Origin of the sequence: Halomonas sp. ML-15 (assembly GCF_014779595.1) — a bacterium.
Classification (GTDB): Bacteria; Pseudomonadota; Gammaproteobacteria; order Pseudomonadales; family Halomonadaceae; genus Franzmannia.
Map to the genome: position 1 here is coordinate 1,238,067 of NZ_JACXZT010000019.1, position 22,814 is coordinate 1,260,880.

General features: G+C 60.6%; 18 protein-coding genes and 1 tRNA gene. 13 read left to right on the top strand and 6 right to left on the bottom strand.

Going from position 1 to position 22,814, the window contains the following annotated elements; translation table 11 throughout:
• Positions 1-10 precede the first annotated feature (10 nt).
• From IEI94_RS17525 to IEI94_RS17540, 4 genes are read right to left on the bottom strand one after another with little or no spacing between them, the layout of a single operon-like run.
• Positions 11-910, bottom strand: a complete 900-nt coding sequence (locus IEI94_RS17525) for a carbohydrate ABC transporter permease (RefSeq protein ID WP_224750181.1) — start codon at positions 908-910, stop codon at positions 11-13.
• Between the two features lies 1 nt (position 911).
• Positions 912-1,799 carry a carbohydrate ABC transporter permease gene (locus IEI94_RS17530; protein WP_191168545.1) on the bottom strand — a complete coding sequence of 296 codons (888 nt, stop codon included), beginning with the start codon at positions 1,797-1,799 and terminating at the stop codon, positions 912-914.
• Positions 1,789-2,892 carry an ABC transporter ATP-binding protein gene (locus IEI94_RS17535; protein WP_191168546.1) on the bottom strand — a complete coding sequence of 368 codons (1,104 nt, stop codon included), beginning with the start codon at positions 2,890-2,892 and terminating at the stop codon, positions 1,789-1,791. Before IEI94_RS17535 ends, IEI94_RS17530 begins: the two co-directional genes overlap by 11 nt.
• A 1-nt stretch (position 2,893) precedes the next feature.
• Positions 2,894-3,982: an ABC transporter ATP-binding protein gene (locus tag IEI94_RS17540; protein WP_191168547.1), complete on the bottom strand. Its 1,089-nt coding sequence runs from the start codon at positions 3,980-3,982 to the stop codon at positions 2,894-2,896.
• A 477-nt stretch (positions 3,983-4,459) separates the two neighbouring features.
• Here IEI94_RS17540 and glpD point away from each other — a divergent pair, with 477 nt between their 5' ends.
• Positions 4,460-5,965, top strand: a complete 1,506-nt coding sequence (glpD, locus tag IEI94_RS17545; protein WP_191168548.1) for a glycerol-3-phosphate dehydrogenase — start codon at positions 4,460-4,462, stop codon at positions 5,963-5,965.
• A gap of 9 nt (positions 5,966-5,974) precedes the next feature.
• Here glpD and IEI94_RS17550 read toward each other — a convergent pair whose 3' ends face one another.
• Entirely contained in the window at positions 5,975-6,277 is a 303-nt protein-coding gene (locus tag IEI94_RS17550) for a hypothetical protein (RefSeq protein ID WP_191168549.1), read from the bottom strand.
• A gap of 216 nt (positions 6,278-6,493) precedes the next feature.
• On the opposite strand from IEI94_RS17550, the gene IEI94_RS17555 reads away from it, so the two are divergent.
• The gene (locus IEI94_RS17555) at positions 6,494-6,904 is read left to right on the top strand and encodes a CBS domain-containing protein (protein ID WP_191168550.1); all 411 of its coding nucleotides are present in this window, start codon (positions 6,494-6,496) and stop codon (positions 6,902-6,904) included.
• Between the two features lie 270 nt (positions 6,905-7,174).
• Positions 7,175-7,248, top strand: a tRNA-Gly gene (locus IEI94_RS17560).
• A 71-nt stretch (positions 7,249-7,319) separates the two neighbouring features.
• On the opposite strand, the gene IEI94_RS17565 is transcribed toward IEI94_RS17560, so the two are convergent.
• Complete coding sequence (locus IEI94_RS17565) at positions 7,320-8,363, bottom strand: LacI family DNA-binding transcriptional regulator (RefSeq protein ID WP_412030915.1); 1,044 nt, start codon at positions 8,361-8,363, stop codon at positions 7,320-7,322.
• A gap of 214 nt (positions 8,364-8,577) precedes the next feature.
• On the opposite strand from IEI94_RS17565, the gene IEI94_RS17570 reads away from it, so the two are divergent.
• From IEI94_RS17570 to putA, 10 genes are all read left to right on the top strand, one after another.
• Complete coding sequence (locus IEI94_RS17570) at positions 8,578-9,552, top strand: TRAP transporter substrate-binding protein (RefSeq protein WP_191168552.1); 975 nt, start codon at positions 8,578-8,580, stop codon at positions 9,550-9,552.
• Between the two features lie 73 nt (positions 9,553-9,625).
• A complete protein-coding gene (locus tag IEI94_RS17575; RefSeq protein WP_191168553.1) occupies positions 9,626-10,138 on the top strand; it encodes a TRAP transporter small permease in 513 nt (170 codons plus the stop codon).
• A 2-nt stretch (positions 10,139-10,140) separates the two neighbouring features.
• A complete protein-coding gene (locus tag IEI94_RS17580; protein WP_191168554.1) occupies positions 10,141-11,433 on the top strand; it encodes a TRAP transporter large permease in 1,293 nt (430 codons plus the stop codon).
• Positions 11,434-11,444: 11 nt separating this feature from the next.
• Positions 11,445-12,401: an NAD-dependent epimerase/dehydratase family protein gene (locus tag IEI94_RS17585; protein ID WP_191168555.1), complete on the top strand. Its 957-nt coding sequence runs from the start codon at positions 11,445-11,447 to the stop codon at positions 12,399-12,401.
• Positions 12,402-12,503: 102 nt separating this feature from the next.
• Positions 12,504-13,772, top strand: a complete 1,269-nt coding sequence (locus IEI94_RS17590; RefSeq protein WP_191168556.1) for a ribulose-bisphosphate carboxylase large subunit family protein — start codon at positions 12,504-12,506, stop codon at positions 13,770-13,772.
• A complete protein-coding gene (locus IEI94_RS17595; protein WP_224750182.1) occupies positions 13,769-15,109 on the top strand; it encodes a four-carbon acid sugar kinase family protein in 1,341 nt (446 codons plus the stop codon). The genes IEI94_RS17590 and IEI94_RS17595 overlap by 4 nt, the downstream gene beginning before the upstream one ends.
• Positions 15,110-15,573: 464 nt before the next feature.
• The gene (gene katG / locus IEI94_RS17600) at positions 15,574-17,754 is read left to right on the top strand and encodes a catalase/peroxidase HPI (protein ID WP_191168557.1); all 2,181 of its coding nucleotides are present in this window, start codon (positions 15,574-15,576) and stop codon (positions 17,752-17,754) included.
• A gap of 196 nt (positions 17,755-17,950) precedes the next feature.
• Positions 17,951-18,325 carry a hypothetical protein gene (locus IEI94_RS17605; RefSeq protein WP_191168558.1) on the top strand — a complete coding sequence of 125 codons (375 nt, stop codon included), beginning with the start codon at positions 17,951-17,953 and terminating at the stop codon, positions 18,323-18,325.
• A 75-nt stretch (positions 18,326-18,400) separates the two neighbouring features.
• The gene (locus IEI94_RS17610) at positions 18,401-19,219 is read left to right on the top strand and encodes an AraC family transcriptional regulator (RefSeq protein WP_191168559.1); all 819 of its coding nucleotides are present in this window, start codon (positions 18,401-18,403) and stop codon (positions 19,217-19,219) included.
• Positions 19,220-19,419: 200 nt separating this feature from the next.
• Positions 19,420-22,611, top strand: coding sequence for a bifunctional proline dehydrogenase/L-glutamate gamma-semialdehyde dehydrogenase PutA (putA, locus tag IEI94_RS17615; protein ID WP_191168560.1), 3,192 nt, complete (start codon positions 19,420-19,422; stop codon positions 22,609-22,611).
• The last annotated feature ends 203 nt before the right edge of the window (positions 22,612-22,814 follow it).

The following is a 22,814-nucleotide window of genomic DNA, read 5'->3' on the forward strand; positions in this document are numbered from 1 at the left end:
CATATCCCCCTCAGGTACGGCCCAGGGCGAAGCCCTTGGCGATATGGTTGCGAACGAAATAGACCACTACGATCCCCGGCAGGATGGTCAGCACACCCGCCGCCGCCAGCGTGCCCCAGTCGATACCTGAAGCAGTCGAGGTGCGAGTCATGATCATGCCGATCGGTTGAGCGTTGGTGGCGGTGAGCGTTCTGGCCAGCAGCAGCTCTACCCAGGAGAACATGAACAGGAAGAACAGCGTCACGCCGATCCCCGAGCGGATCATCGGAATGAAAATCTTGACGAAAAAGCGTGGGAAGCTGTAGCCGTCGATATAGGCGGTCTCATCCACTTCCTTGGGCACGCTGCTCATAAAGCCCTCGAGAATCCAGATCGCCAGCGGGATATTGAACAGGCAGTGCGCCAGCGCCACGGCGATATGGGTATCGAACAGTCCCACCGAGTAGTAGAGCTGGAAGTAAGGCAGCAGAAATACCGCCGGCGGCGCCATCAGGTTGGTCAGCAACCAGAAAAACAGGTGCTTGTCGCCGATAAAACGAAAGCGGCTGAAGGCGTAGGCTGCCGGCAAGGCCACCGAGATGCTGATCAACATGTTCATCAGCACATAGCCGATGGAGTTGACGTAGCCCATGTACCAGGAGGAGTCGGTAAAGATCCTCGTATAGTTGGCCGCTGTGAAGTTCTGCGGCCACAGCGAGAAGGAGCCGAGAATCTCGCTGTTGGTCTGGAAGGACATGTTCAGCAGCCAGTAGATCGGCAGCAAGATGAACAGTAGATAGAGCCCCAGCAGCGCACGGGGACGCAGCCGGGAGCGCCCGCGCTTGCTCGCAACGGCGCGCTGGTACTCGGGTTGAGCGTGAGCCTGAGGCGCGGCCACCTGCTCGACGTGGTTGTCGATTCGTTGGTTCATATCAAACGCCTCCTCGCTCGGCTTTATCCTTCTGCATATTCATGATCGCGGTGTAGAACACCCAGCAGACCAGCAGAATGATCAGGAAGTAGATCAGCGAGAAGGCAGCTGACGGCCCCAGGTCCTGCTGGCCGATCGCCATGGTGGTCAGCGACTGGCTGAGGAAGGTGGTAGCACTGCCCGGCCCACCCCCAGTGAGTACGAAGGGCTCGGCGTAGATCATGAAGGAGTGCATGAAGCGCAGCAGCACCCCGATCACCAGCACGTTGGTGAGCTTGGGCAGCTGGATATAGCGGAACACCGCCCACTTCGAGGCACGGTCGATGCGCGCCGCCTGATAGTAGGCCTCAGGAATCGAGCGCAGGCCGCTGTAGCAGAGCAGTGCGATCAGCGGCGTCCAGTGCCAGACGTCCATGAGGATAATGGTCGCCCAAGCGTCCACCGGATCGCGGGTGATGTTATAGCCATAGCCCAGCTCGCGGAGCCCGACGCCCAGCAGACCAATATCGCCGCGGCTGAAGATCTGCCAGATGCTGCCCACCACGTTCCAAGGGATCAGCAGCGGCAGTGTGATCAGGATCAGCACCGCCGAGGCCTGCCAACCACGCTTGGGCATCAGCAGCGCAATGCCGATCCCCAGCGGAACTTGAATCGCCAGCACCGTGAACGAGAAGGCGAACTGACGCAGCAGCGCCGCCTGCAGGCCGGCGTTATTCAGGGTACGTTCGAACCACTCTACGCCGGTGAAGAAACGGGTATTGGCATCGAAGACGTCCTGCACCGAGTAGTTGACCACCGTCATCAGCGGAATGATCGCCGAAAACGCCACCAACACCAGCATCGGCAATACCAATAGCCAAGCTTTATTGTTATGAACCTTATTTACCATGCTCGATCTCCACTCGGTATTCGTCGGCGTAAAGCCCCAGCCAGCGCTCGGGAAAACGCAGGTAGGCCACTGCGTCGGGCAGCGGCTGGTCTTCGCTTAGGCGCACCTTGAAGAGTTCGTCGCCGAGATAGCAGGACATGATGCGGTAGGTGCCGAGGTCTTGAACGTCCTTGACGCGAACCTCAAGACCCCCTTCGCTGGGCTCAGCAGTGACCTCGATGAATTCGGGACGAATCCCCAGTTTGAGGTTGTCGGTTTGGCAGCGGCGAGCGGCGGCGGCGAGCGGCTGACCCACCGGGATTGGTCGGTCGCCATGCATCAGCGCCTCTGAAGTCACGCTGACGGGGATGAAGTTCATGCCGGGGCTGCCAATGAAGTAGCCGACAAAGGTATGCGCGGGCGCTTCGAACAGCTCGGTGGGCGTGCCGAACTGGACGACCTGTCCTTCGTACATCACCGCGATCTTGTCGGCGAAAGTCGAGGCCTCCAATTGATCGTGGGTGACGTAGATCATGGTGATATTGAACTGCTCGTGGATCTCCTTGAGCTTGCGGCGCAGCCTCCACTTGAGCTGCGGATCGATCACCGTCAGCGGCTCATCGAAGAGGATCGCCGAGACATCGTCACGCACCAGGCCACGCCCCATGGAGACCTTCTGCTTCTCGTCAGCGGTGAGATTCTTGGCCTTGCGGGTGAGTTGAGCCGTCAGGTCGAGGATATCGGCGATCTCCCTGACCCGTGGCTCTACCTTGCTTTCCGGCGTGCCAATATTGCGCAGTGGGAAAGCCAGGTTATCGAACACCGTCATGGTGTCGTAAACCACCGGGAACTGGAACACCTGGGCAATATTGCGCTCTTCGGGGGGCAGGTCGTTGACGATACGCTGGTCGAATATCACCTCACCCTCGGACGGGTGGAGCAGCCCGGAGATGATGTTTAGCAGCGTCGACTTGCCGCATCCGGACGGCCCCAGCAGCGCATAGGCACCGCCCTGATGCCAGGTATGGCTCATCTCACGAATGGCATAGTCCTGTGCGGAAGCGGGGTTCGCCGAATAGCTGTGCGCCAGCGACTTGAGAATAATCTCGGCCATATCAGTGCCCTCCTCGGTGGCTCGGCACATGAACGATGGCGCCATGCTGATCGAAGGCGTACATCTTGTGAGTCGGCAGATATACCTTGATGCGCTGATCGGTTTCAAAACGGTGGACACCACCCAGGTGCAGCACCAGGGAGAAGATGTCATTGCGCACGTGAAGGAAGGTTTCCGATCCGCTGATTTCTGCCAGCTCTACGACCACCTCGACCTCAAGATCGGTAGGATTCAGACGCGATAGGCTGATATGCGAGGCGCGCATGCCGAAGTGATAGGCGCCTGGGTCCAGGCGCGAAAAGACTTCATCGACAGGGAAATATAGGGAGTCATCGAAGGAGACTTCACCGCCGGATACCAGCCCTGGCACCACGTTGATAGGTGGTTCGGAGAACATCTCGGCGGTGAGAATGTTGCGTGGCCGGTGGTAAACGTCCTCGGTGCGGCCATACTGCAGCAGCCGCCCCTCGTGAAGCACAGCAGTGTGACCGCCCAGCGCCAGCGCCTCATTGGGTTCGGTGGTGGCATAAACCGCAATGCAGTTCTTGGCCTTGAACAGCTCGCGTAGCTCGTCGCGAAACTCCTCGCGCAGCTTGTAGTCGAGATTGACCAGCGGCTCGTCGAACAGAATCAGATCCGCATCCTTGACCAGCGCCCGTCCCATGGCGGTGCGCTGCTGTTGGCCGCCAGACAGCTCGAGGGGGAAGCGGTCCAGCAAGTGTTCTATATGCAGCATCTCCGCAGTCTCATGCACGCGGCGGCGGACCTCCTGCTTGTCGACCCGCGCCAGCTGCAACGGCGAAGCGATATTGTCGTAGACCGTCAAGGTCGGGTAATTGATGAACTGCTGATAGACCATCGATACGTTGCGCTTGCGTACCGGCACCCCGGTGACATCGCGACCGTGCATCATCACCTTGCCGCGAGTGGGCGCCTCGAGGCCTGCCATCAAGCGCATCAGCGTGGTCTTGCCTGCCAGGGTGCGTCCCAGCAGCACGTTGAAGGACCCGGGCGCCAGCTCCAGGCTGACGCCCTCAATATGGGTGCTGGCGCCGACTACATGATCGATATTTTCTAATATCAGAGACATGCCGAACTCATCATGATTGTTGTATGGGTGACCGCGTCACTTGCGTAATCGAACCCTAGTGCATTTTCATTCGAACAGACAATCATGAAATTACGAACACGCCAGGCGAGGCATGGCCAAGCGCTCACTCCCATGCGTAAGCGCATGTAATTCAACATATTTTACAGTTATTATACTTTTGACTAAGCCGCAGCCGATGAGCTCAGTCACCCCGACAACATTCGGACATTGACAACAAAATAATAATGCATTGATTTTTATTAGGTTTTTATACAAAAACATCGCGACGGCGCTGATCCCACATCACCAAGAAAACCTAATTACTTTATATTTTTCAACGTGTTAGCTGCTTTCCTCTGACAATTCTCTGCAACGCTTGATGTTCGTTAAGATTTCTTCTATGTTCGTTTTCAAACACGAACCTCTCGGCTATGCCACAATCTGGCAACCCAGCGACGACACAAACGGAATAGCGCCATGCCCTCACCTTCAGCGACACCGTGTATGGACCTCTTCGTGATTGGCGGAGGGATCAATGGCACTGGCATCGCCAACGATGCTGCAGGCCGCGGCCTGACAGTTGGCCTATGCGAGCAGGCCGACCTGGCTAGCGCCACCTCGTCGGCGAGCAGCAAGCTGATTCATGGTGGGCTGCGCTATCTGGAGCACCGCGAGTTCCGCCTGGTGCGTGAGGCGCTCAAGGAGCGCGAAGTACTGCTGCGAAAGGCACCGCACATTGTCTGGCCGCTGCGCTTCATCCTTCCCCACCAGCCGCACCTGCGCCCGGCATGGATGATTCGCGCCGGACTGTTTCTCTATGACCACCTCGGCAAACGCGACAGCCTGCCTGGCTCACGGCGGGTCCGCTTCGGTGCCGAGAGTCCACTCCATCCCGATATCGTGCAGGGCTTCGAATACTCGGACTGCTGGGTCGACGATGCGCGGCTGGTGATCCTCAATGCGCTGCAGGCCCAGCACAATGGCGCCGAAGTGCTTGTCCGCACGCGCTGCACCGATGCCCGTGAAGAGCAGGGTCGCTGGGTTATCACGCTGGAAAACACCTTGACCGGTGAACGGTCGATTCGACACGCCAAGGTACTGGTCAACGCCTCAGGCCCCTGGGTGGAAAGCTTCATCAGCCAAAGCACCCATCGTAAATCGCGCTACGGCATTCGCATGATTCAGGGCAGCCACCTGGTAGTGCCGCGCCTCAACCACGATGATCGCGCCTATATCTTGCAGAACAAGGACGGCAGGATCGTGTTCGTACTGCCCTATCATCAGGACTTCAGCCTGATTGGCACCACTGACCGGCGCTACGAGGGCGACCCCTCGAAGGTAACGGTCAGCGACGAGGAGACCGACTATATCCTCGATGTGGTCAACTACCACTTCAAGCAGCAGCTCAGCCGCGATGACGTACTGAGCAGCTTCTCGGGGGTGCGTCCGCTATGCGATGACGAATCCACCGACCCATCGGCGATGACGCGTGACTACACCCTCGATATGGATACCCACGATGCGCCGATGCTGTCGATTTTCGGCGGCAAGATCACGACCTACCGCAAACTCGCCGAGGCCGCACTGCGTGAAGTAAGTGAACTGTTGCCGCAGATGGGGCCCAGCTGGACCGCCGACGCGCTGTTGCCAGGCGGCGATATTCGCTCACAAAGCGAGTTCAGCGATCGCCTGATTCGCGATCATCCGTTCCTGGGCGAGGCGAGAGCGCGGCGCTTCGCCTCGAGCTACGGTAGCCTGTGTCTGGGCTTTCTCGCCGACTGTATGCGAGAGGAGGATCTGGGTGAGCACTTTGGTGCCGGCCTGAGTCAGCGCGAAGTGGACTATCTGATTGGCCACGAGTGGGCACACTGCGCCGACGACATTCTCTGGCGTCGAACCAAACTAGGCCTGTTATTCAATACCGAGCAGCATCAGCGACTCGAGGCCTATCTCGCATCCCGCCTGGTCGTGAGCCCTGCCTGAACGCCCCACTCAGTCATCAGAGCGCGGCGTAAGCGGCGACAGCAGCTCTCGATGAGTTGCGTCTACTGCATCCTTGTCCAGGTAATGCAAGTGCGCCTGATGATTGATCTTCTGCCCCAACGCTTCGGCGCCTTCAGCCAGCGTATCGTGATAGCGCTCCCAATCCTCCCAATCGTGGGGCGTGCCGCTACGCGGACGATGCTGCCCGGCTTCGCGGGCACGCGACCAGGCAAGCTCCTCCAGAGTATTGGGTTTGTCGTCGTCCTTATCGAGATCTAGGCCTTTCTTGGCCAGGTACTGGCGTGCATCCATGGAGTTCCCCCTGCAGCATGTTGATGGCCTTCCCCCTACGGGAAGCACTGCTCTACTTTCGAGTCGTGCACCCGGACAGGGTTCCACCTGTGTCCGTGTACAACGTTGGTAAGGCGTGTTACCGCTATTGCGCTACGCCCTGCAGGACTCAGCTATGCTGAAAACGCGAGACACGTTTGCCTTCGCGGCACTCGTACCGGCACAAGGAGATTGTTCATGCCCAACAAGGCCCCCACTACCGTTCGCGAGATCATGTCACGCGATTGCTATCGGGTCACTGCCACCACCTCGGTAAATACCCTGGTCGAAGGCTTGGCCCTTCATCGCCTGCCCGGGGTACCGGTGGTCGATCAGCGCGATCATCTGATCGGTTTCATCTCCGAGCAGGACGTGCTCGGCAAGGTGCTGGAGAGCGCCTACCTCGACGACGAGCCACCGCTGGTCAAGGAGCTGATGCGCAACGAGGTGCTCTCGGTCACGCCCAACAAGAGCATCACCGATCTCGCCCAGGAGATGCTCGGTACCAAGCCCAAGGTCTTCCCGGTAGTCGAACAGGAGCGTCTGGTGGGTATCGTCACCCGGCGTGATGTGCTGATGGCCATCCTGCGCATGCGCGGCAAGCACTGACACCTATGTTCTGATGCCAGACGCCGCCCGCGGGCGGCGTTTCTCATTCGGCCGAGGTGGCAGCGCACAAAGAAAAGCCGCCACGCGCAAACGTGGCGGCAAGATCGAAAGTAAGCATAAGCACAAGGTTCGCGACTGCTATCGACGAAATGTGCTCATGCTTCCTACGACCACCGCCTCTTGAAATGATTCACTCCAGGATAAAAATTCCTTTTGCTCGTCCCCTGGCTTGCATGGCTAAGCGCTTGGATTTACTATCGAAAGCGCCTTGCGGGTGTAGCTCAATGGTAGAGCAGAAGCTTCCCAAGCTTAAGACGAGGGTTCGATTCCCTTCACCCGCTCCATGGCTACCCTACCCCCCCTGTTCTTCCTCACAAAGCCCATCACTACTGGGTTCGCTGGCTGCACCAGTGACTCACGTACTTTCGCGCACGGTGAGCTCATAGCCGATATCCACTTTTGCTGAGGGTGGCGTACGCCCCTCGAGCCTCGCCAGCATCAGCTTGGCGGCCTCGACCCCCATCTCGAATCGCGGCACGGTCACAGTCGTTAGGCTGGGCGTGAGATGCTCACCCAGCGATAGCCCCAGGTAACCACCAATGGCGATCTCCTCAGGCACTCGAATGCCGCGCCGGTTGGCTTCCATCACCGCACCGGCAGCCAAGTTGTCATTGGCGAAATGTAGCGCCTCCAGATCAGGCCGAGATTCAAGCGCCTCCAGGAACAGTCGGCGCCCTGCCTGATAGGACGAGGGCTCCTCGCGGCGAAACAGCACCTCACACTCCAATCCCGCCTGTTCCAGCACCTGCCGGTGGCCCTCGAAACGCTGCATGGCCCTGTAGTCACGGCTCATCCCCGTCCCCAGGTAAGCAATCCGCCGGAAACCCTGCGAAACGAGGTGTTGCGCCATGCAGGCCCCTACCGCGTGATTGTCCACACCGACATTCATATCAATGAACTCGTCGCCCAGCTCCATGATCTCGATGATGGGATGGCCCCAGGCTTTGAGCCGTCGCACAGCGCCCTCATGATGGCGAAGGCCGGTCAAGATAACGCCGGACGGCGAGTAGCCAAGCACCGAGTCGATCAGACTCGCCTCGCGGTCCAGGTCGAAATCAGTGGAGCCCAGCAGTACCTGATAACCGGCCTCTTCGAGGGTCTGCTGGATACCATGGATCACTTCGATAAAGGTCAGAATCGACAGTGACGGCACCACCACCGGAATCATCCGCATTTTTGCCGATGCCAAGCCGCCTGCCACCAGGTTGGGCACATAGCCCAGAGTGCTGACGGCCTGTTCGATGCGCTCACGCAGCTTGGACGACACCCGCTCGGGCGTGTTGAGAGCACGGGATACGGTGATCGGCGCCACTCCAGCCAGCAAGGCAACGTCTTGTATCGTCACTCGATCCGAACCGCGGTGACGCCGACGCTCTCGCGCCCCGGAATTCTGTTTCACCATGGCTCTCCCTGGCGTTGTTTTTGCCATGATCTCATCCTAACGGATAACAAGCGAAATGGTAGCGCTACCAAAATACCCGTGCTAGCTTTTTGGGAGTGGCATCAGAACGCATGGATCCGGCCTCAAGGTCGTGCTGCACGCCTTTGCAGGTTCACGCTCGGGATGAACGCCAAACGCCACTCATACTGAATTCCCAAAAGGGGTACGCCATATGAATACAAGAACAGCCAGCGGAATCATCCTCGCCAGCCTGGCCAGCCTAGGCCTCGCCGCCCAAGCCAGCGCCGCTGAACTCGCTATCGCGATCCACGTCGAGCCATCCGACACCATGTTCAAGGTCGGGGAGCGTCTCAAGGAGACCATCGAGGCGGAGACAGATGGGAGGTACACCGTCACCCTGCTGGGCACAGAGGTCGGTGGCGAGCGGGACCACCTGGAAGGCGCCAGTTTCGGTGAGTATGCCATCGCCCTGGGCGGTTCCATGCCGATGACGCTCTACGCCGAAGAGTTTGCGTCAGCCGACCTTCCCTTCGTCTATCGCTCCAGCGAAGAGGCCCGGGAAGTCTATGAGGGTGAGACTGGGGACTTGCTCAACGAGCGCTTGATCGCCAGCGGCAATATGCGCCTGGTGGGGCTCTCCCAGCGTAACCCGCGCAATCTGACGTCGAAGTTCCCCGTCAATACACCCGACGATGTCGATGGCGTCCGCCTGCGGGTGCCTGAGATAGCGCCCTGGATCAAGGTGTGGGAAGAGGTCGGTGCGCTGCCAAGCCCCATCGCATGGCCCGAAGTCTATACCTCACTGCAAACCGGTGTGATCGAGATGCAGGAAAATCCTGTCGATCTGATTCACTCAGGCAGACTCTACGAGGTACAGGACCACCTCAACCGTACAGAGCATGTCTTTTCGTTTTTCCACTGGTTAATGAACGAAGACGTCTATCAGAGTCTGGCCGATGAAGATCGCGACATCATCATGGCGGCGATTGATGACGCCACCCAATGGGGCGACGAGACCATCATCAGCGGTCAGGAAGCCCTCCTCGAAGAGCTGGAATCACTTGGCATGACCATCGTCGATAGCGATGTGGACGCTTTCCGCGCTGCCGCCGAGCCCGCGGTCAGGGAAATCATTGAAGATTACCACCCCAGTGTCCGTGAATACGTGAGCTCACTGCTCGAGTAAATCGCCCAGGGCGACTCTGCCAGACAGGGGTCGCCCTTCTCTTGCCAACGACATCAGTCGACCGGAGGCGCCCGTGACAACCGCGGACCGCGTTAACCGTGCCATCGCTCTGTTCTGGGGACTCCTCACTACCATCGTCACCACGGCCTTCGCGCTAATGTTGACGATCATGGCCATCCAGGTCATATCACGCTATGCATTGGGCATCGCCGTGTCCTGGACCGATGAAGCCGCTCGCTACCTCTTCCTGGCACAGATTTTTCTGGGCTCGGTACTGGCACTGCGCTATCAGGAGCACATCCGCATTACCGTGGTGACAGATCTGATGGGGCCACGTCTGCGCCATATTGTGGCGAGCCTGGCCGACGTCATCTGCATCCTGGTGCTACTGATGCTGGCCATTGGAGGGTGGAACATGATGGAGAGAACCGCCGGCGTCCTGGCCAGCACCTTCCGCTTGAGCTTCTCGTATATCTACCTGATTCAGCTTATATCCGCGGTGATGATGATCGGACTCCTGATAGGTGATCTCTACCGACGCCTGTTCATTAAGCTGCCCGCCATTCAACACGACCGGAGTGAGTGACCATGGAAGTCTTCGTCATCCTGTTCGTCGGCCTGATCGTCCTGTTAATGCTGGGGGTGCCGGTCGCCTTTGCCATGATCGCCTCCTCCGCCATGGTGCTGGGATACACGAGAGGTTTTGACGCTATCCCCATGGAGATGATTGCTCAGCGCACCCTCTATGGCGTCAACAGTTTCACGCTGCTGGCCATCCCGGCCTTTCTACTGATCGGTCGGCTAATGAACAGCGCCGGCATTTCGGACCGCGTCTTCGACATTGCACGGACGATGGTCGGCCATCTGAAGGGCGGGCTGGGCCACGTCAATGTAGTAGCCAGTATGCTGTTCGCCGGCATGTCGGGCTCCGCGGTGGCGGACGCTGGGGGACTCGGCGCGTTGGAAATCAAGGCCATGGAGGATGATGGCTATCCTACCGGCTTTAGCGCGGCGGTCACGGCCAGTTCGGCCACTATCGGCCCAATTATTCCGCCCAGCATTCCTGCCGTCATCTATGGTGCCCTGGCCAATGCCTCCATTGCCGGCATCTTTCTGGCATCGATTATTCCCGGCCTGTTCATGGGACTGGGCCTGATGGCCATGGTCGCCATTATCTCCCACCGCCGCGGCTTCCCGACCCGCGCCCGCGCGCGCTTCACAGACTTCACGGCGGCGCTGGTGCGCGGTGTACTGCCGATGCTGACGCCACTGATCATCATTGTGGGCATCCTGACCGGAGTTTTCACCCCCACCGAGGCGTCAGTGGTCGCCCTGGTCTACTGCTTGTTCATTGCCTTCGTCGTCTATCGCTCTATCAGCTTCCGAGAGTTCATTAACATTCTGCGCGCGACCGCCATCGACTCCGCCGCCCTGATGTTCATTATTGCCGGCAGCGCCCTTTACAGCTGGGTACTGGGGCGTTATCAGGTCACCTCTCTGGTGGCCGACTTTCTGCTCGCCACCGTTACTGACCCGCTCGGCCTGCTGCTGCTGCTGGCCCTGTTCATTCTGCTGATTGGCCTGTTCATCGATTCGGTGCCGGCCCTGTTCCTGTTGACCCCTCTGCTGGTGCCGGTTGTGGTGCAGTACGGTATCGACCCCATACATTTCGGGGTGGTGATGATTTTCACCCTGATGATCGGCCTGATCACGCCCCCCGTGGGTACGGTGCTATTCACTATCCAGAAGATCACCAACTTGCCGTTCGGCGTGCTGGTGAAAGAGACGCTGCCGTTCTATATCCCGCTGTTCGTCGTTCTACTCATCATTATCTGCTTCCCCTCTATGGTCATGTTCCTTCCAAATCTGGTCTTGAATTAAGGAGACCCACTATGTCAGTGCTTATCACAGGTGGCCTCGGTCACGTCGGTTCCTGGGTCGCCTACCTATTGGCCAAACAGGGCAAGCAGGTGATTATCTGCGATACCGCCGCCAATCGCTTCGATAGCATGGGCCTGGACTACCTGGAGGAGGTGCGCGACCTGCTCACCCTCGAGTCAGTCGACGTCCTCGACTACCACAGCGTCTTCGAGATTTTCCTGCGCCACCGCGATGACCTAGAGGGGGTCATTCATGGGGTCTCGGTGATCGCCGGGCCTTACTTCCAGGAGCATCCCTTCAAGCACGTGTCGATCAATGCCATGGGCACGCTTAACGTATACGAGACGTGCCGTATTCTGGGTATCACCAAGGTCGTCAACATGAGCTCCGGGGCCGTCTATGGCGATGCCCCCGGACCTCAGCACGAAGACACGCCCTACAAGGCCACCGATCTCTATGGTGCCTCGAAGATTTCGGGGGAGCTCTATGGCTTGCAGTACAACGACACCTTCGGCATGGACATCCGCAATGCCAGACTCTTCTTCGTCTACGGCCCCGGTAAGCGACCGTCACATATGCACAAGGTGTATCAAGGATTATTCGGGCCCCTGGAAGGACTCGATGATATTCAGGCGCCCAATGGTTCGGAGCAGGCGCTGGACTGGACGCATGTCCTGGACACTGCCACCGGCATCGTAAAACTGTTCGAAAAGTCGCAGGTGACGCACCGCAACTTCAATATTTCCAGCGGTGTGCCCATCGACCATCTTAGGATCGTCGATGAGGTGGCCGATATCACCGGCAAAGCCGCCAAGGTCCAGTTAGGGCCAGGCCCGTTCGTGGTCCGAGGCTCGCCCCTGGATATCTCGCGGGCGCGTGAAGAGCTCGGCTTCGAACCTCGGTTCAGTGATATCCGTGAGGGGCTTCGCGACTATTGGCAATGGTTGCAGAAGGCTAATCTCAAGTAATGGATGCCACGCCCAGCATCTCGATGAGCGGCGCAGCCAGTGTGTCGTTTCAGCTGATGAGATGACAAAGACCGTCGCTTAATCACTTGAGAGAGGTCGACCATGAGCGATCGCATCCTGGCCACCTACCTGATCGAAACGCCCTACCCGTTAGCGCATGCTGCCGAGGTGATGGCCGGTGAACAGTCATGCGGTACCTTTACTCGCCTGGCCAGCGAGACCGACGCGCTGCGCGAAGAGCATGCGGCCCGCGTCGAACATATTGAGCGACTGGGAACGCACTACACCCCCTCGCTGCCGATACCGGCGCTGCCCGCAGGAAGTGTGCATCCTGTCTACCGACGCGCACGGGTCACTCTCTCATGGCCACTCGCCAACCTCGGCGCCTCGTTGCCTACCCTGTTCGCGACGCTGGCCGGCAATCTTTTCGAACTCAAGGAGTTCTCGGCGCTCAAGCTGCTCGATCTGACACTGCCTGAGCCCTTTATCGAGGCCTACCCCGGCCCGCAGTTCGGTATCACCGGCACCCGCGAGCTGACCGGCATCCCGGAACGGCCGCTGATCGGCACGATTATCAAGCCCAGCGTGGGGCTGTCCCCGGAGGCCACCGCCGAGGTGGTCAGCCAACTGCTAGCGGGGGGCATCGACTTCATCAAGGACGACGAGCTGCAGGCCAATGGCCCCCACAACCCGTTCAAGGCACGGGTAGATGCCGTGATGCCGCTTATCCGGGAGCACGCCGAACGCACCGGGCGCAAGGTCATGTACGCCTTCAATATCACCGGTGAGACCGATGAAATGCGCGAGCATCACGACTATGTGGTCGCCGCGGGTGGCAGCTGTGTGATGGTCGCCCTTAATGCCGTAGGCCTGAGCGGCGTGAGCCAGCTGAGGCGCCACTGCCAAGTGGCTCTGCATGGCCATCGAGCGGGCTGGGGAATGCTCAGCCGTTCACCACACCTGGGCATGAGTTTCGTGGCTTACCAGAAGCTGTGGCGTCTGGCCGGGGTTGACCATATTCACGTCAATGGCCTGCGCAACAAGTTCAGCGAGGAGGATGCCAGCGTCATCGCCAGCGCTCGTGCCTGCCTAACGCCCATGTTCAACCCGCCGGCGCCAGGCTGCGAAGTGATGCCCGTCTTCTCGTCCGGCCAGACCGCTGACCAGGCAGCGGATACCTACGCCGCCATCACCAGTACCGATCTGATCTTCTGCGCTGGCGGCGGCATCATGGCGCACCCCGATGGCATCGGCGCCGGTGTCAGGAGCCTTCGCCAGGCCTGGGAGGCCGCGGTAGCGGGCATCGACGTCGACACCTACGCTCGCGAGCACAACGAACTAACCCGCGCTCTGGGGGCCTTCCGTCGATGACGATGAATCCACTGATCAGCTTCTACGGCGATGACCTGACGGGATCCACCGATGCGATGGAGGCCCTCGCTAGTCAGGGCGTCGATAGCGTGCTGTTCACCATCATCCCCGACGAAACCCAGTTGATGCGGTTCCGCCACTGCCGGGCGATCGGCCTGGCCGGCACCAGCCGCAGCGAGTCGCCGGACTGGATGGACCAGCACCTGACGCCGGCACTTAGCTGGCTGCGCGAACGCGGCGCAGCGCTCTGCCACTACAAGACATGCTCCACCTTCGACAGTGCCCCTGACGTCGGCAGCATCGGCCGCGCCCTGGAGATCGGCCATCGCATCTTCGGCCATGAGGGCGTGCCAGTGGTGGTTGGCGCCCCTCAACTTCGGCGTTATACGGCCTTTGGCCAGCTATTTGCCGCCGCCCAGGATGAGGTCTACCGCATCGACCGCCACCCGATCATGTCACGCCATCCGGTAACGCCGATGCACGAGGCTGATCTGCGTCGCCACCTGGCAATGCAGACCTCCCTAGATATTGGCCTCATCGACCTGGTGGCCCTCGCCGACACCCAGCTTGATAGCCGCGTCGACAGCGCTCGAGTCGCTTACGCCGCTCTGCTATACGACGTGCTCGATTCATCCAGTCAGGCAGCAGTGGGGCGTCAGCTGTGGCGCACCCGGCCAACGAACGGCGGCTTCGTGGTCGGCTCCTCCGGGGTCGAATACGCGCTGCTCGCCGAGTGGCGCCGCCTGGGGCTGATCGAGGCGCCCCCCCCCTTTACCCATCCGGGCCCCGTGGAACGCATCGCCGTGGTCTCAGGGAGCTGCTCCGAGACCACCGCTCGCCAGATCCGTTACGCCGAGGCCCACGGCTTTGTCGCTCTGCGGGCAGACGCCATGCGTCTGGCCAATGACGCCCAGGCGACCGCCGAGCTGGATGCCGTTCGCTCGCAGGCGCTGGCGGCACTCACCGCAGGTCGTAGCGTGGTGATCTACACCGCCCTCGGCCCCGATGCCGGTCTGGTATCGTTACCGCATAGCGGCGCTGCACATGCCATCGGCCGCCGACTGGGGAGGCTACTTCGGGACCTGGCTCGTGCCGAGCAGCTCGCCCGCCTTGTGGTCGCCGGTGGCGATACATCCAGCCATGCGATTCAGGAACTGGGCATCCAGGCACTCACTACACGCTTGCCACTCCCCCAGACGCCCGGGTCGCCACTGTGCACCGCGCACAGTAGCGATCCCGCCTTTGACGGCCTGCAGGTCGTTTTCAAGGGTGGGCAGCTCGGGGACGACGCCTTCTTTGTGCGGATTCGCGATGCTGATCATTCACCTTGTGAGTAGGTGAGAACCAATCGCGACCAACGTATCGATGGATTAAGCAAACCTTGCTGCACGAAGACAGAAAACTATTTCTCTCCGAAGGCTATCGGGGTGTCAGCTTTAATTAGAGTACTTCAATCCGACGATGTCCCGCCTGGAGACTAAGCAAGGCAGCTTTCCCGCAAAATCACCCACCACAGCATTCTGCGCGCTGCGGGTGGGCCATTAAGGCGCACTATCGTCCTGTTGCATAAAATCAAATCTATCCTATCGATGGGTTTGTTATACCTTACTGATGAAAGGGTTAAGACCGGGTAGTTGGCCCCGCCGGGCTACGACCTTGGTCTACCTCTCGATGACAGGCAGCCACGATTCAGGCGTACAGTGGGAGGCATGAACAACGCTTATTGAGGTGCGCTGGCCCTTCTAGACTACTTTTTAATAGCAGTAATGCAGCAACCATCAAAAACGATGTGGAGAGTGATATGGGCGAGAATGACAGCAACACCGCAGGAAAGTGTCCGGTCATGCACGGTGGCAACACCAGTGCCAGCACCGGCACCACCAATACGGATTGGTGGCCAGAAGCCCTGAACTTCGACATTCTGCACCAGCATGACCGCAAGTCCGACCCGATGGGCGAAGATTTCGATTATCGCGACGCGGTCAAGACGCTTGACTTCGACGCGCTCAAGAAAGACATGCACGCCCTGATGACCGACAGTCAGGAGTGGTGGCCGGCTGACTGGGGCCACTATGGCGGCCTGATGATCCGCATGGCATGGCACGCAGCGGGCACCTATCGTCTGGCCGATGGCCGTGGCGGCGGCGGTTCCGGCAGCCAACGTTTTGCGCCGCTGAACTCATGGCCCGACAACGGCAACCTCGACAAGGCGCGTCGCCTGCTGTGGCCACTCAAGAAGAAATACGGTAACAAGATCAGTTGGGCCGACCTGTTCATCCTGGCCGGCAACGTTGCTTACGAGTCCATGGGCTTCAAGACCTTTGGCTACTCCTATGGCCGCGAGGATATCTGGCATCCGGAGAAGGATATCTACTGGGGCGCCGAGAGGGAGTGGCTGGCCCCCTCCGACGAGCGCTACGGCGATGTCGAACAGCCGGATACCATGGAAAATCCGCTGGCCGCGGTACAGATGGGCCTGATCTACGTCAATCCTGAAGGGGTAAACGGCAAGCCCGACCCGCTCAAGACTGCTGAGCAAGTGCGCGTCACTTTTGCCCGCATGGCGATGAATGACGAAGAGACCGCTGCGCTGACCGCAGGCGGCCACACCGTCGGCAAGACCCATGGTAATGGCGATGCCGAAGCGCTTGGGCCTGAGCCAGAAGCGGCCGACGTCGAGTCTCAGGGTTTCGGCTGGATCAATCCGCACATGGACGGCAAGGCCACCAATGCTGTCACTTCGGGTATTGAAGGCGCCTGGACCACCAACCCGACCCAGTTCGACATGGGCTACTTCGAACTGCTGTTCGGCCATGAGTGGGAGTTGCGGAAAAGCCCCGCCGGTGCCAACCAGTGGGAGCCGGTTGATATCAAGGAGGAACTCAAGCCGGTCGACCCGACCGACCCCTCAATTCGCCACAACCCGATCATGACCGATGCGGACATGGCGATGAAGATGGATCCGAAGTATCGCGCGATCTGCGAGAAGTTCATGGCGGATCCCGAGTACTTCAAGGACTGCTTCGCGCGTGCCTGGTTCAAGCTGACGCACCGTGACATGGGGCCCAAGTCACGCTACATCGGCCCAGAAGTGCCGGACGAGGACCTGATCTGGCAGGATCCGGTCCCCCAGGGTGAGACCAACTATATCGAAGAGGTGGTCAAGGAGAAGATCGCAGAGAGCGGCCTGAGCCTCAATGAGCTGATCTGTACCGCCTGGGATAGCGCCCGTACTTTCCGCGGCTCCGATATGCGTGGCGGTGCCAACGGCGCACGCATCCGCCTGGCCCCGCAGAAGGATTGGGAAGGCAACGAGCCTGAGCGTCTGGCCAAGGTGCTTAAGGTCTACGAGCAGATCTCTGCCGACACCGGCGCCAGCATCGCTGACGTCATCGTACTGGGCGGGAACCTGGGCATCGAGAAGGCCGCAAAAGCTGCTGGTTACGACGTTCACGTGCCTTTCCACAAGGGCCGCGGCGACGCCACCGACGACATGACCGACGCGGAATCCTTCGAGCCTCTGGAGCCGCTGGCCGATGGCTTCCGCAATTGGCAGAAGAAGGAGTACGTGGTCAAGCCGGAGGAGATGCTGCTGGATCGCGCCCAGCTGATGGGGCTGACCGCGCCGGAAATGACCGTTCTGATGGGCGGCATGCGGGTGCTGGGCACCAACTACGGCGGCACTCAGCACGGCGTGTTTACCGACCGCGTTGGCCAACTGACCAACGACTTCTTCGTCAATCTCACCGACATGGCAAATAGCTGGGTGCCCAAAGGCAAGAACGCCTACGATATTGTGGATCGCAAGAGCGGCAGCACCAAGTTCACCGCGACCCGTGTCGATCTGGTGTTCGGCTCAAACTCCATCCTGCGCGCCTACGCTGAGCTGTACGCCCAGGACGACAACCAGGAGAAGTTCGTCAAGGACTTCGTTGCAGCATGGACCAAGGTGATGAACGCCGATCGTTTCGATCTGGCCTGATCGCTTTCCTTGGTAGCCCGAGCGCCCCCTTTTGGGGGCGTTCGTGTATCTGCCACTCTCCCACGACCTACAGCCCTGGGAACGAAGCATGTAGAATAGCGCTATGCTCTCGGTGGCTGGAGGCCGTTGCCCTCCCCCCACCCCATTCGTGCCTTTGCCATCCAAGGCAGGCAACAGCATGGAGCCGTCGTTTCCCATGGCCCTCTATCTGCTCGTTTTCGGTGTCTGCATACTGATCTTCGGCAGTATGATCGGCATTTTGCTGCTATCACGCACGCCCCGCTATCGCACCGAGCCCAAGCACCTGCTGGAGATCTTCGACAAGACGCTGGAAGGCAAGGCCAGTGAGACGGAGTGGAACGTGGTGGTGGGGTACCCGGTACGTCATGACGACTACCTCGAGAGCGTCCGCCGCCGCGCCCAGCGTTTAATGGACGAACACGGCCGCCCCTGGCAAGCCGCCCGCGGGCAGCCGCTGCTCTCCAAGGCCGGCTGTGAGGAGCTTGCCGCCCTGCGTGAGCACTTGGCATCGCACACCGCGCTGAGAGACAAGCAGCACTTCGACGCCTGAGCACGTGGCAACCTGCCCCTCGCCGGGTACAATGGGTTACGTCTGACGCGCAGTCCCCCACTCGGAGGTGACGCCATGCCCAGTGTCATCCGCTTGATGCCTCTCGATAACACCATCAAGCATCATGCCCACGACTACCACCAGATGGTGATCGGCCTGTCAGGTCATGCCGAATTCGAGATCGAAGGCATGGGCGGCTCCATCGCCGCGCTCTCGGGCTGTATCGTGCCGGCCAACCATGTTCACTATTACGAGGGCGTCGGCGACAATCGGCAGCTGATTCTCGATCTGCCGCTGGACGCCCCGTCGCTGAGCGGCCCGCACCGCGAGCTGATGAGGCTCTTCGACGCCCCCCGCTTCTTCGCCCTCGACGAGCCGCTGCGTCAGTATCTGACCTTCCTGACCCAGGAGCTTACCCAGCCGTATCAGCGCCAGCAGCCGCAGGGGAGCCCTCAAGGCGATCTGCTGGCGGCCACCCTGCTCGGTTGCCTGCATGCCCGCCTGCACCCCGACCTCCCCAGCCAATCCCAGCCACAGCGCCTGGATATTCAACTGATCGATCGCTTCATCCAGCACCACCTCAGTGAACGCCTGACGGTCGCCGACATGGCTGCCGAAGCCTGCCTCAGCGAAGCACACTTCAGCGCCTGCTTCCGCGAACAGACCGGCCTCACACCCTACCAATACCTGCTGCGTCAACGCCTGGGGGCCGCTCGCCAGCTGCTGACCTCGACCCGGTTGCCACTGTCACACATCGCAGAGCGCACCGGCTTCGCCAATCAGAGCGCGCTATCTCACGCCTTCCGTCGCGCCTTCGGCCACCCCCCTAGCCAGCTACGTCAACGCGGCGCCGCCGAAGTCATTCACCGCGACCACCTTGCGACCAAAGTCTAACGCCTTGCCCGCCAACGCCAAGCTTCCCCGTTTTTAACAAATCCTGCCGGGAAATTGGCAAGACGCTGATGCCCTTCCCATCCTATCTTCTGGACATCACCGTTCACGTCGGGGTGCATCCCTGGTCGAGCGAGGCGGCCTTGTCCGCCTCGCTCGTCGTTGCCAGGCCCTGCCCGACCGCCAACTGCAGGGAGTTTGTCATGCTGAATGCCAACAATATGCTGGATGCCTCGACTTGGCAGCAGGATCTCGAGGCGCTCTTTGCTCGCATCAGTGAGCACTACATCGTCGACGAGGATGCCTTCGTCGAAGAGCTGGTCCAGCGTCTCAGCGCCGATAAAGACGACTTCCGCCGTATCGCCTCCAAGACCGCCGAGCTGGTGCGCGAAGTGCGCGAGATGGACACCGCCGTCGACTCCATCGACGAGCTGCTGCAGCAGTACAGCCTGGATACCCATGAAGGGCTGATGCTGATGTGCCTGGCCGAGGCGATGCTGCGAATTCCCGACAAGGCCACCGCCGATGCGCTGATCGAGGACAAGCTGGGGCCTGCCGACTGGAAGTCGCACCTCGGCCAGAGCGAGTCGTGGTTCGTCAACGCCTCGACCTGGGGGCTGCTGATGACCGGCCGAGTGATCAACCTCGACCACCCCCGCGACGGCAAGCCAGCCAACTTTATCAACAAGCTGGTCAACCGTATGGGCGAGCCGGTGATCCGTAGCGCCATGTACCAGGCGATGAAGATCATGGGCAAACAGTTCGTGCTCGGACGCGATATCGACGAGGCGCTCAAGCGATCCAAGCCACTGTTCGACAAGGGCTACACCTACTCCTACGACATGCTCGGCGAGGCTGCCCGCACCCGCCGCGATGCCGCCAAGTATTTCGACGACTACGCCCGCGCCATCCAGCAGGTCGGCAAGACCAGCAAGGCGCTACCGACCAAGACACCGGCACCCTCGATTTCGATCAAGCTCTCGGCCCTGCACCCGCGCTATGAGTTCGGGCGCCGCGAGCAGGTGCTCGAGGAACTGGTGAGCAGCGTGCGTGAACTTGCCGCCATGGCCCGCGAGCGCGACGTGGCCATCACCATCGATGCCGAAGAAGTCGACCGCCTGGAGCTGTCGCTGGAGGTGTTCCGTGCCGTGCTCGAGAGCGACACCTGCCGCGGCTGGGGGCATTTCGGGCTGGTGGTCCAGGCTTACTCGAAGCGTGCCATGCCGGTGCTGCACTACCTTAACCGCCTGGCCGAGCAGCAGGGCGACGAGATCCCCATTCGTCTGGTCAAGGGCGCTTACTGGGATAGCGAGATCAAGGAGTCGCAGCAACTCGGGGTTGACGGCTACCCGGTCTATACCCGCAAGGCGTCCACCGATGTCGCCTATCTGGTGTGCGCGCAGTTCCTGCTCTCCGACAACACCCGTGGACGGATCTTCCCGCAGTTCGCCACCCACAACGCACACACCATCAGTGCCATTCTCGAACAGGCCAACGACGTCAACCGGGCGTTCGAATTCCAGCGCCTGCACGGCATGGGTGAAGCCTTGTATGACGCGGCCCTGGCGCGTGCCCCCCAAGGCACCTACTGCCGTATCTATGCCCCGGTGGGCGCCCACAAGGACCTGCTGCCCTACCTGGTGCGCCGACTGCTGGAGAACGGTGCCAACTCATCGTTCGTCCACCAGTTGGTCGACCCCAAGGTGCCCATCGAGTCGCTGTGCGTTCACCCGGTAGAGGCCCTCGAGCAGTATTCTAGCTATGCCAACCCCAGGATCGTGCTGCCGCGGGATATCTTCGGCGCCGGTCGCAAGAACTCGCAGGGAGTGAACTTGAACATCCGCAGCCAGTATCAGCCGCTCATGGATAAGATGGCCGACTTCATGGACCAGCAGCACCACGTCAAGCCGCTGCTGGCCTTCGACGTGGCCGATGATCCCGCCAACACCCATGCGGTCAAAGCTCCCTACGACCGCCGTCAGTCGGTCGGCAGCGTGCAGTGGACCACTGCCGAGCAGGCCGCCAAGGCCGTGGATGCGGCCTGGGCCGCCTTCCCACGCTGGGACGCCACACCGGTGGCCGAGCGGGCTGCCATCATTCGCCGCCTCGGCGACCTGATGGAGCGCCATATGGCCGAGCTGATGACGCTGTGTTCGCGGGAGGGTGGCAAGCTGCTCACCGACGGCGTCGACGAGATCAAGGAGGCGGTGGACTTCTGCCGCTACTACGCCATGCGCGCGGAGGAGCTATTTGCCGACCCCACCGCCCTGCCTGGCCCCACCGGTGAATCCAACCACCTTCAATTGGGCGGCAAGGGAGTGTTCGCCGCCATCAGCCCGTGGAACTTCCCGGTAGCGATCTTCTGTGGTCAGGTCGTCGCTGCCGCGGTGGCCGGCAACACCGTGCTGGCCAAGCCCGCCGAGCAGACCTCGATCGTCGCCCACCGGGTAATCGAGCTACTACATGAAGCCGGCATGCCCCGCGACGTGGTGCAGCTGCTGCCCGGCGACGGCCCCACCGTGGGCAGCGTGCTCAGCGGCGACCCGCGCATCACCGGCGTGGTGTTCACCGGCGGCACCGATACCGCGCAGATCATCAACCGCGCCCTGGCGGCCCGCGAGGGCGCCCCGCTGCCCACCCTGATCGCCGAGACCGGCGGCATGAACGCGATGATCGTCGACTCCACCGCCCTGCCCGAGCAGGTGGTCGCCGATGTGATCCAGTCAGCCTTCCAGAGCGCCGGCCAGCGCTGCTCGGCGCTGCGCGTGCTCTACCTGCAGGACGACGTGGCCGATCGTGTGCTGGAAATCCTCGATGGCGCCATGGACGAGCTGCATGTCGGCGATCCTCGCGAGCTGGGCACCGATGTGGGCCCGGTGATCGACGAGGATGCGCGCAAGGGCCTCAATGCCCATATCGACAAGCTCAAGGCCGAGAAACGCCTGCTCGCCGAGACCCGCCTGGACCCCGCCCACACCGCCGACGGCACCTTCGTGGCCCCGATGGCCTTCCAGATCGACGGCATCGAGGCGCTGGAGCGCGAACAGTTCGGCCCGATTCTGCACGTGGTGCGCTACAAGGCCAGTGAGCTGGACAAGGTGATCGAATCGATCAACGGTCGCGGTTACGGACTGACCTTCGGGGTGCACAGCCGCAATGAATCCTTTGCCAACGCCATTGCAGAGAAAATTCGGGTTGGTAATGTGTATATCAACCGCAATATCATCGGCGCCGTCGTCGGCGTGCAGCCATTTGGTGGTCAGGGCCTCTCCGGTACCGGCCCCAAGGCGGGTGGGCCCCACTACCTGCTGCGCTTTGCCACCGAAAAGACGGTAACGGTGAATACCGCCGCCCTAGGTGGCAATGCCTCGCTGCTGGCACTCGGCGACGAGTAGTGCAGCGTGCGCCCCGGATCGCTCGATCCGGGGCGCCTGGACGGCACATGACACTTCACAATATCAATAGGATACGCTCATGACCCCCGGCATTTTCTTTGGCCTGATCGGCCTCCCCAGCCTGTTGATCGCAGCCTCCCTCGCCTGCTACGTGATTCAGGGCAAGCGCGACCAGCAGCGCAACACCTGACCCTTTTGCTTCT

Coding starts and splice junctions, on each gene's coding strand:
- IEI94_RS17590 (WP_191168556.1), top strand. CDS start 12,504: ATGAGCGATCGCATCCTGGCCACCTACCTGATCGAAACGCCCTACCCG.
- IEI94_RS17540 (WP_191168547.1), bottom strand. CDS start 3,982: ATGTCTCTGATATTAGAAAATATCGATCATGTAGTCGGCGCCAGCACC.
- glpD (WP_191168548.1), top strand. CDS start 4,460: ATGCCCTCACCTTCAGCGACACCGTGTATGGACCTCTTCGTGATTGGC.
- katG (WP_191168557.1), top strand. CDS start 15,574: ATGGGCGAGAATGACAGCAACACCGCAGGAAAGTGTCCGGTCATGCAC.
- IEI94_RS17530 (WP_191168545.1), bottom strand. CDS start 1,799: ATGGTAAATAAGGTTCATAACAATAAAGCTTGGCTATTGGTATTGCCG.
- IEI94_RS17525 (WP_224750181.1), bottom strand. CDS start 910: ATGAACCAACGAATCGACAACCACGTCGAGCAGGTGGCCGCGCCTCAG.
- IEI94_RS17595 (WP_224750182.1), top strand. CDS start 13,769: ATGACGATGAATCCACTGATCAGCTTCTACGGCGATGACCTGACGGGA.
- IEI94_RS17550 (WP_191168549.1), bottom strand. CDS start 6,277: ATGGATGCACGCCAGTACCTGGCCAAGAAAGGCCTAGATCTCGATAAG.
- IEI94_RS17535 (WP_191168546.1), bottom strand. CDS start 2,892: ATGGCCGAGATTATTCTCAAGTCGCTGGCGCACAGCTATTCGGCGAAC.
- IEI94_RS17610 (WP_191168559.1), top strand. CDS start 18,401: ATGCCCAGTGTCATCCGCTTGATGCCTCTCGATAACACCATCAAGCAT.
- putA (WP_191168560.1), top strand. CDS start 19,420: ATGCTGAATGCCAACAATATGCTGGATGCCTCGACTTGGCAGCAGGAT.
- IEI94_RS17605 (WP_191168558.1), top strand. CDS start 17,951: ATGGCCCTCTATCTGCTCGTTTTCGGTGTCTGCATACTGATCTTCGGC.
- IEI94_RS17585 (WP_191168555.1), top strand. CDS start 11,445: ATGTCAGTGCTTATCACAGGTGGCCTCGGTCACGTCGGTTCCTGGGTC.
- IEI94_RS17580 (WP_191168554.1), top strand. CDS start 10,141: ATGGAAGTCTTCGTCATCCTGTTCGTCGGCCTGATCGTCCTGTTAATG.
- IEI94_RS17570 (WP_191168552.1), top strand. CDS start 8,578: ATGAATACAAGAACAGCCAGCGGAATCATCCTCGCCAGCCTGGCCAGC.
- IEI94_RS17555 (WP_191168550.1), top strand. CDS start 6,494: ATGCCCAACAAGGCCCCCACTACCGTTCGCGAGATCATGTCACGCGAT.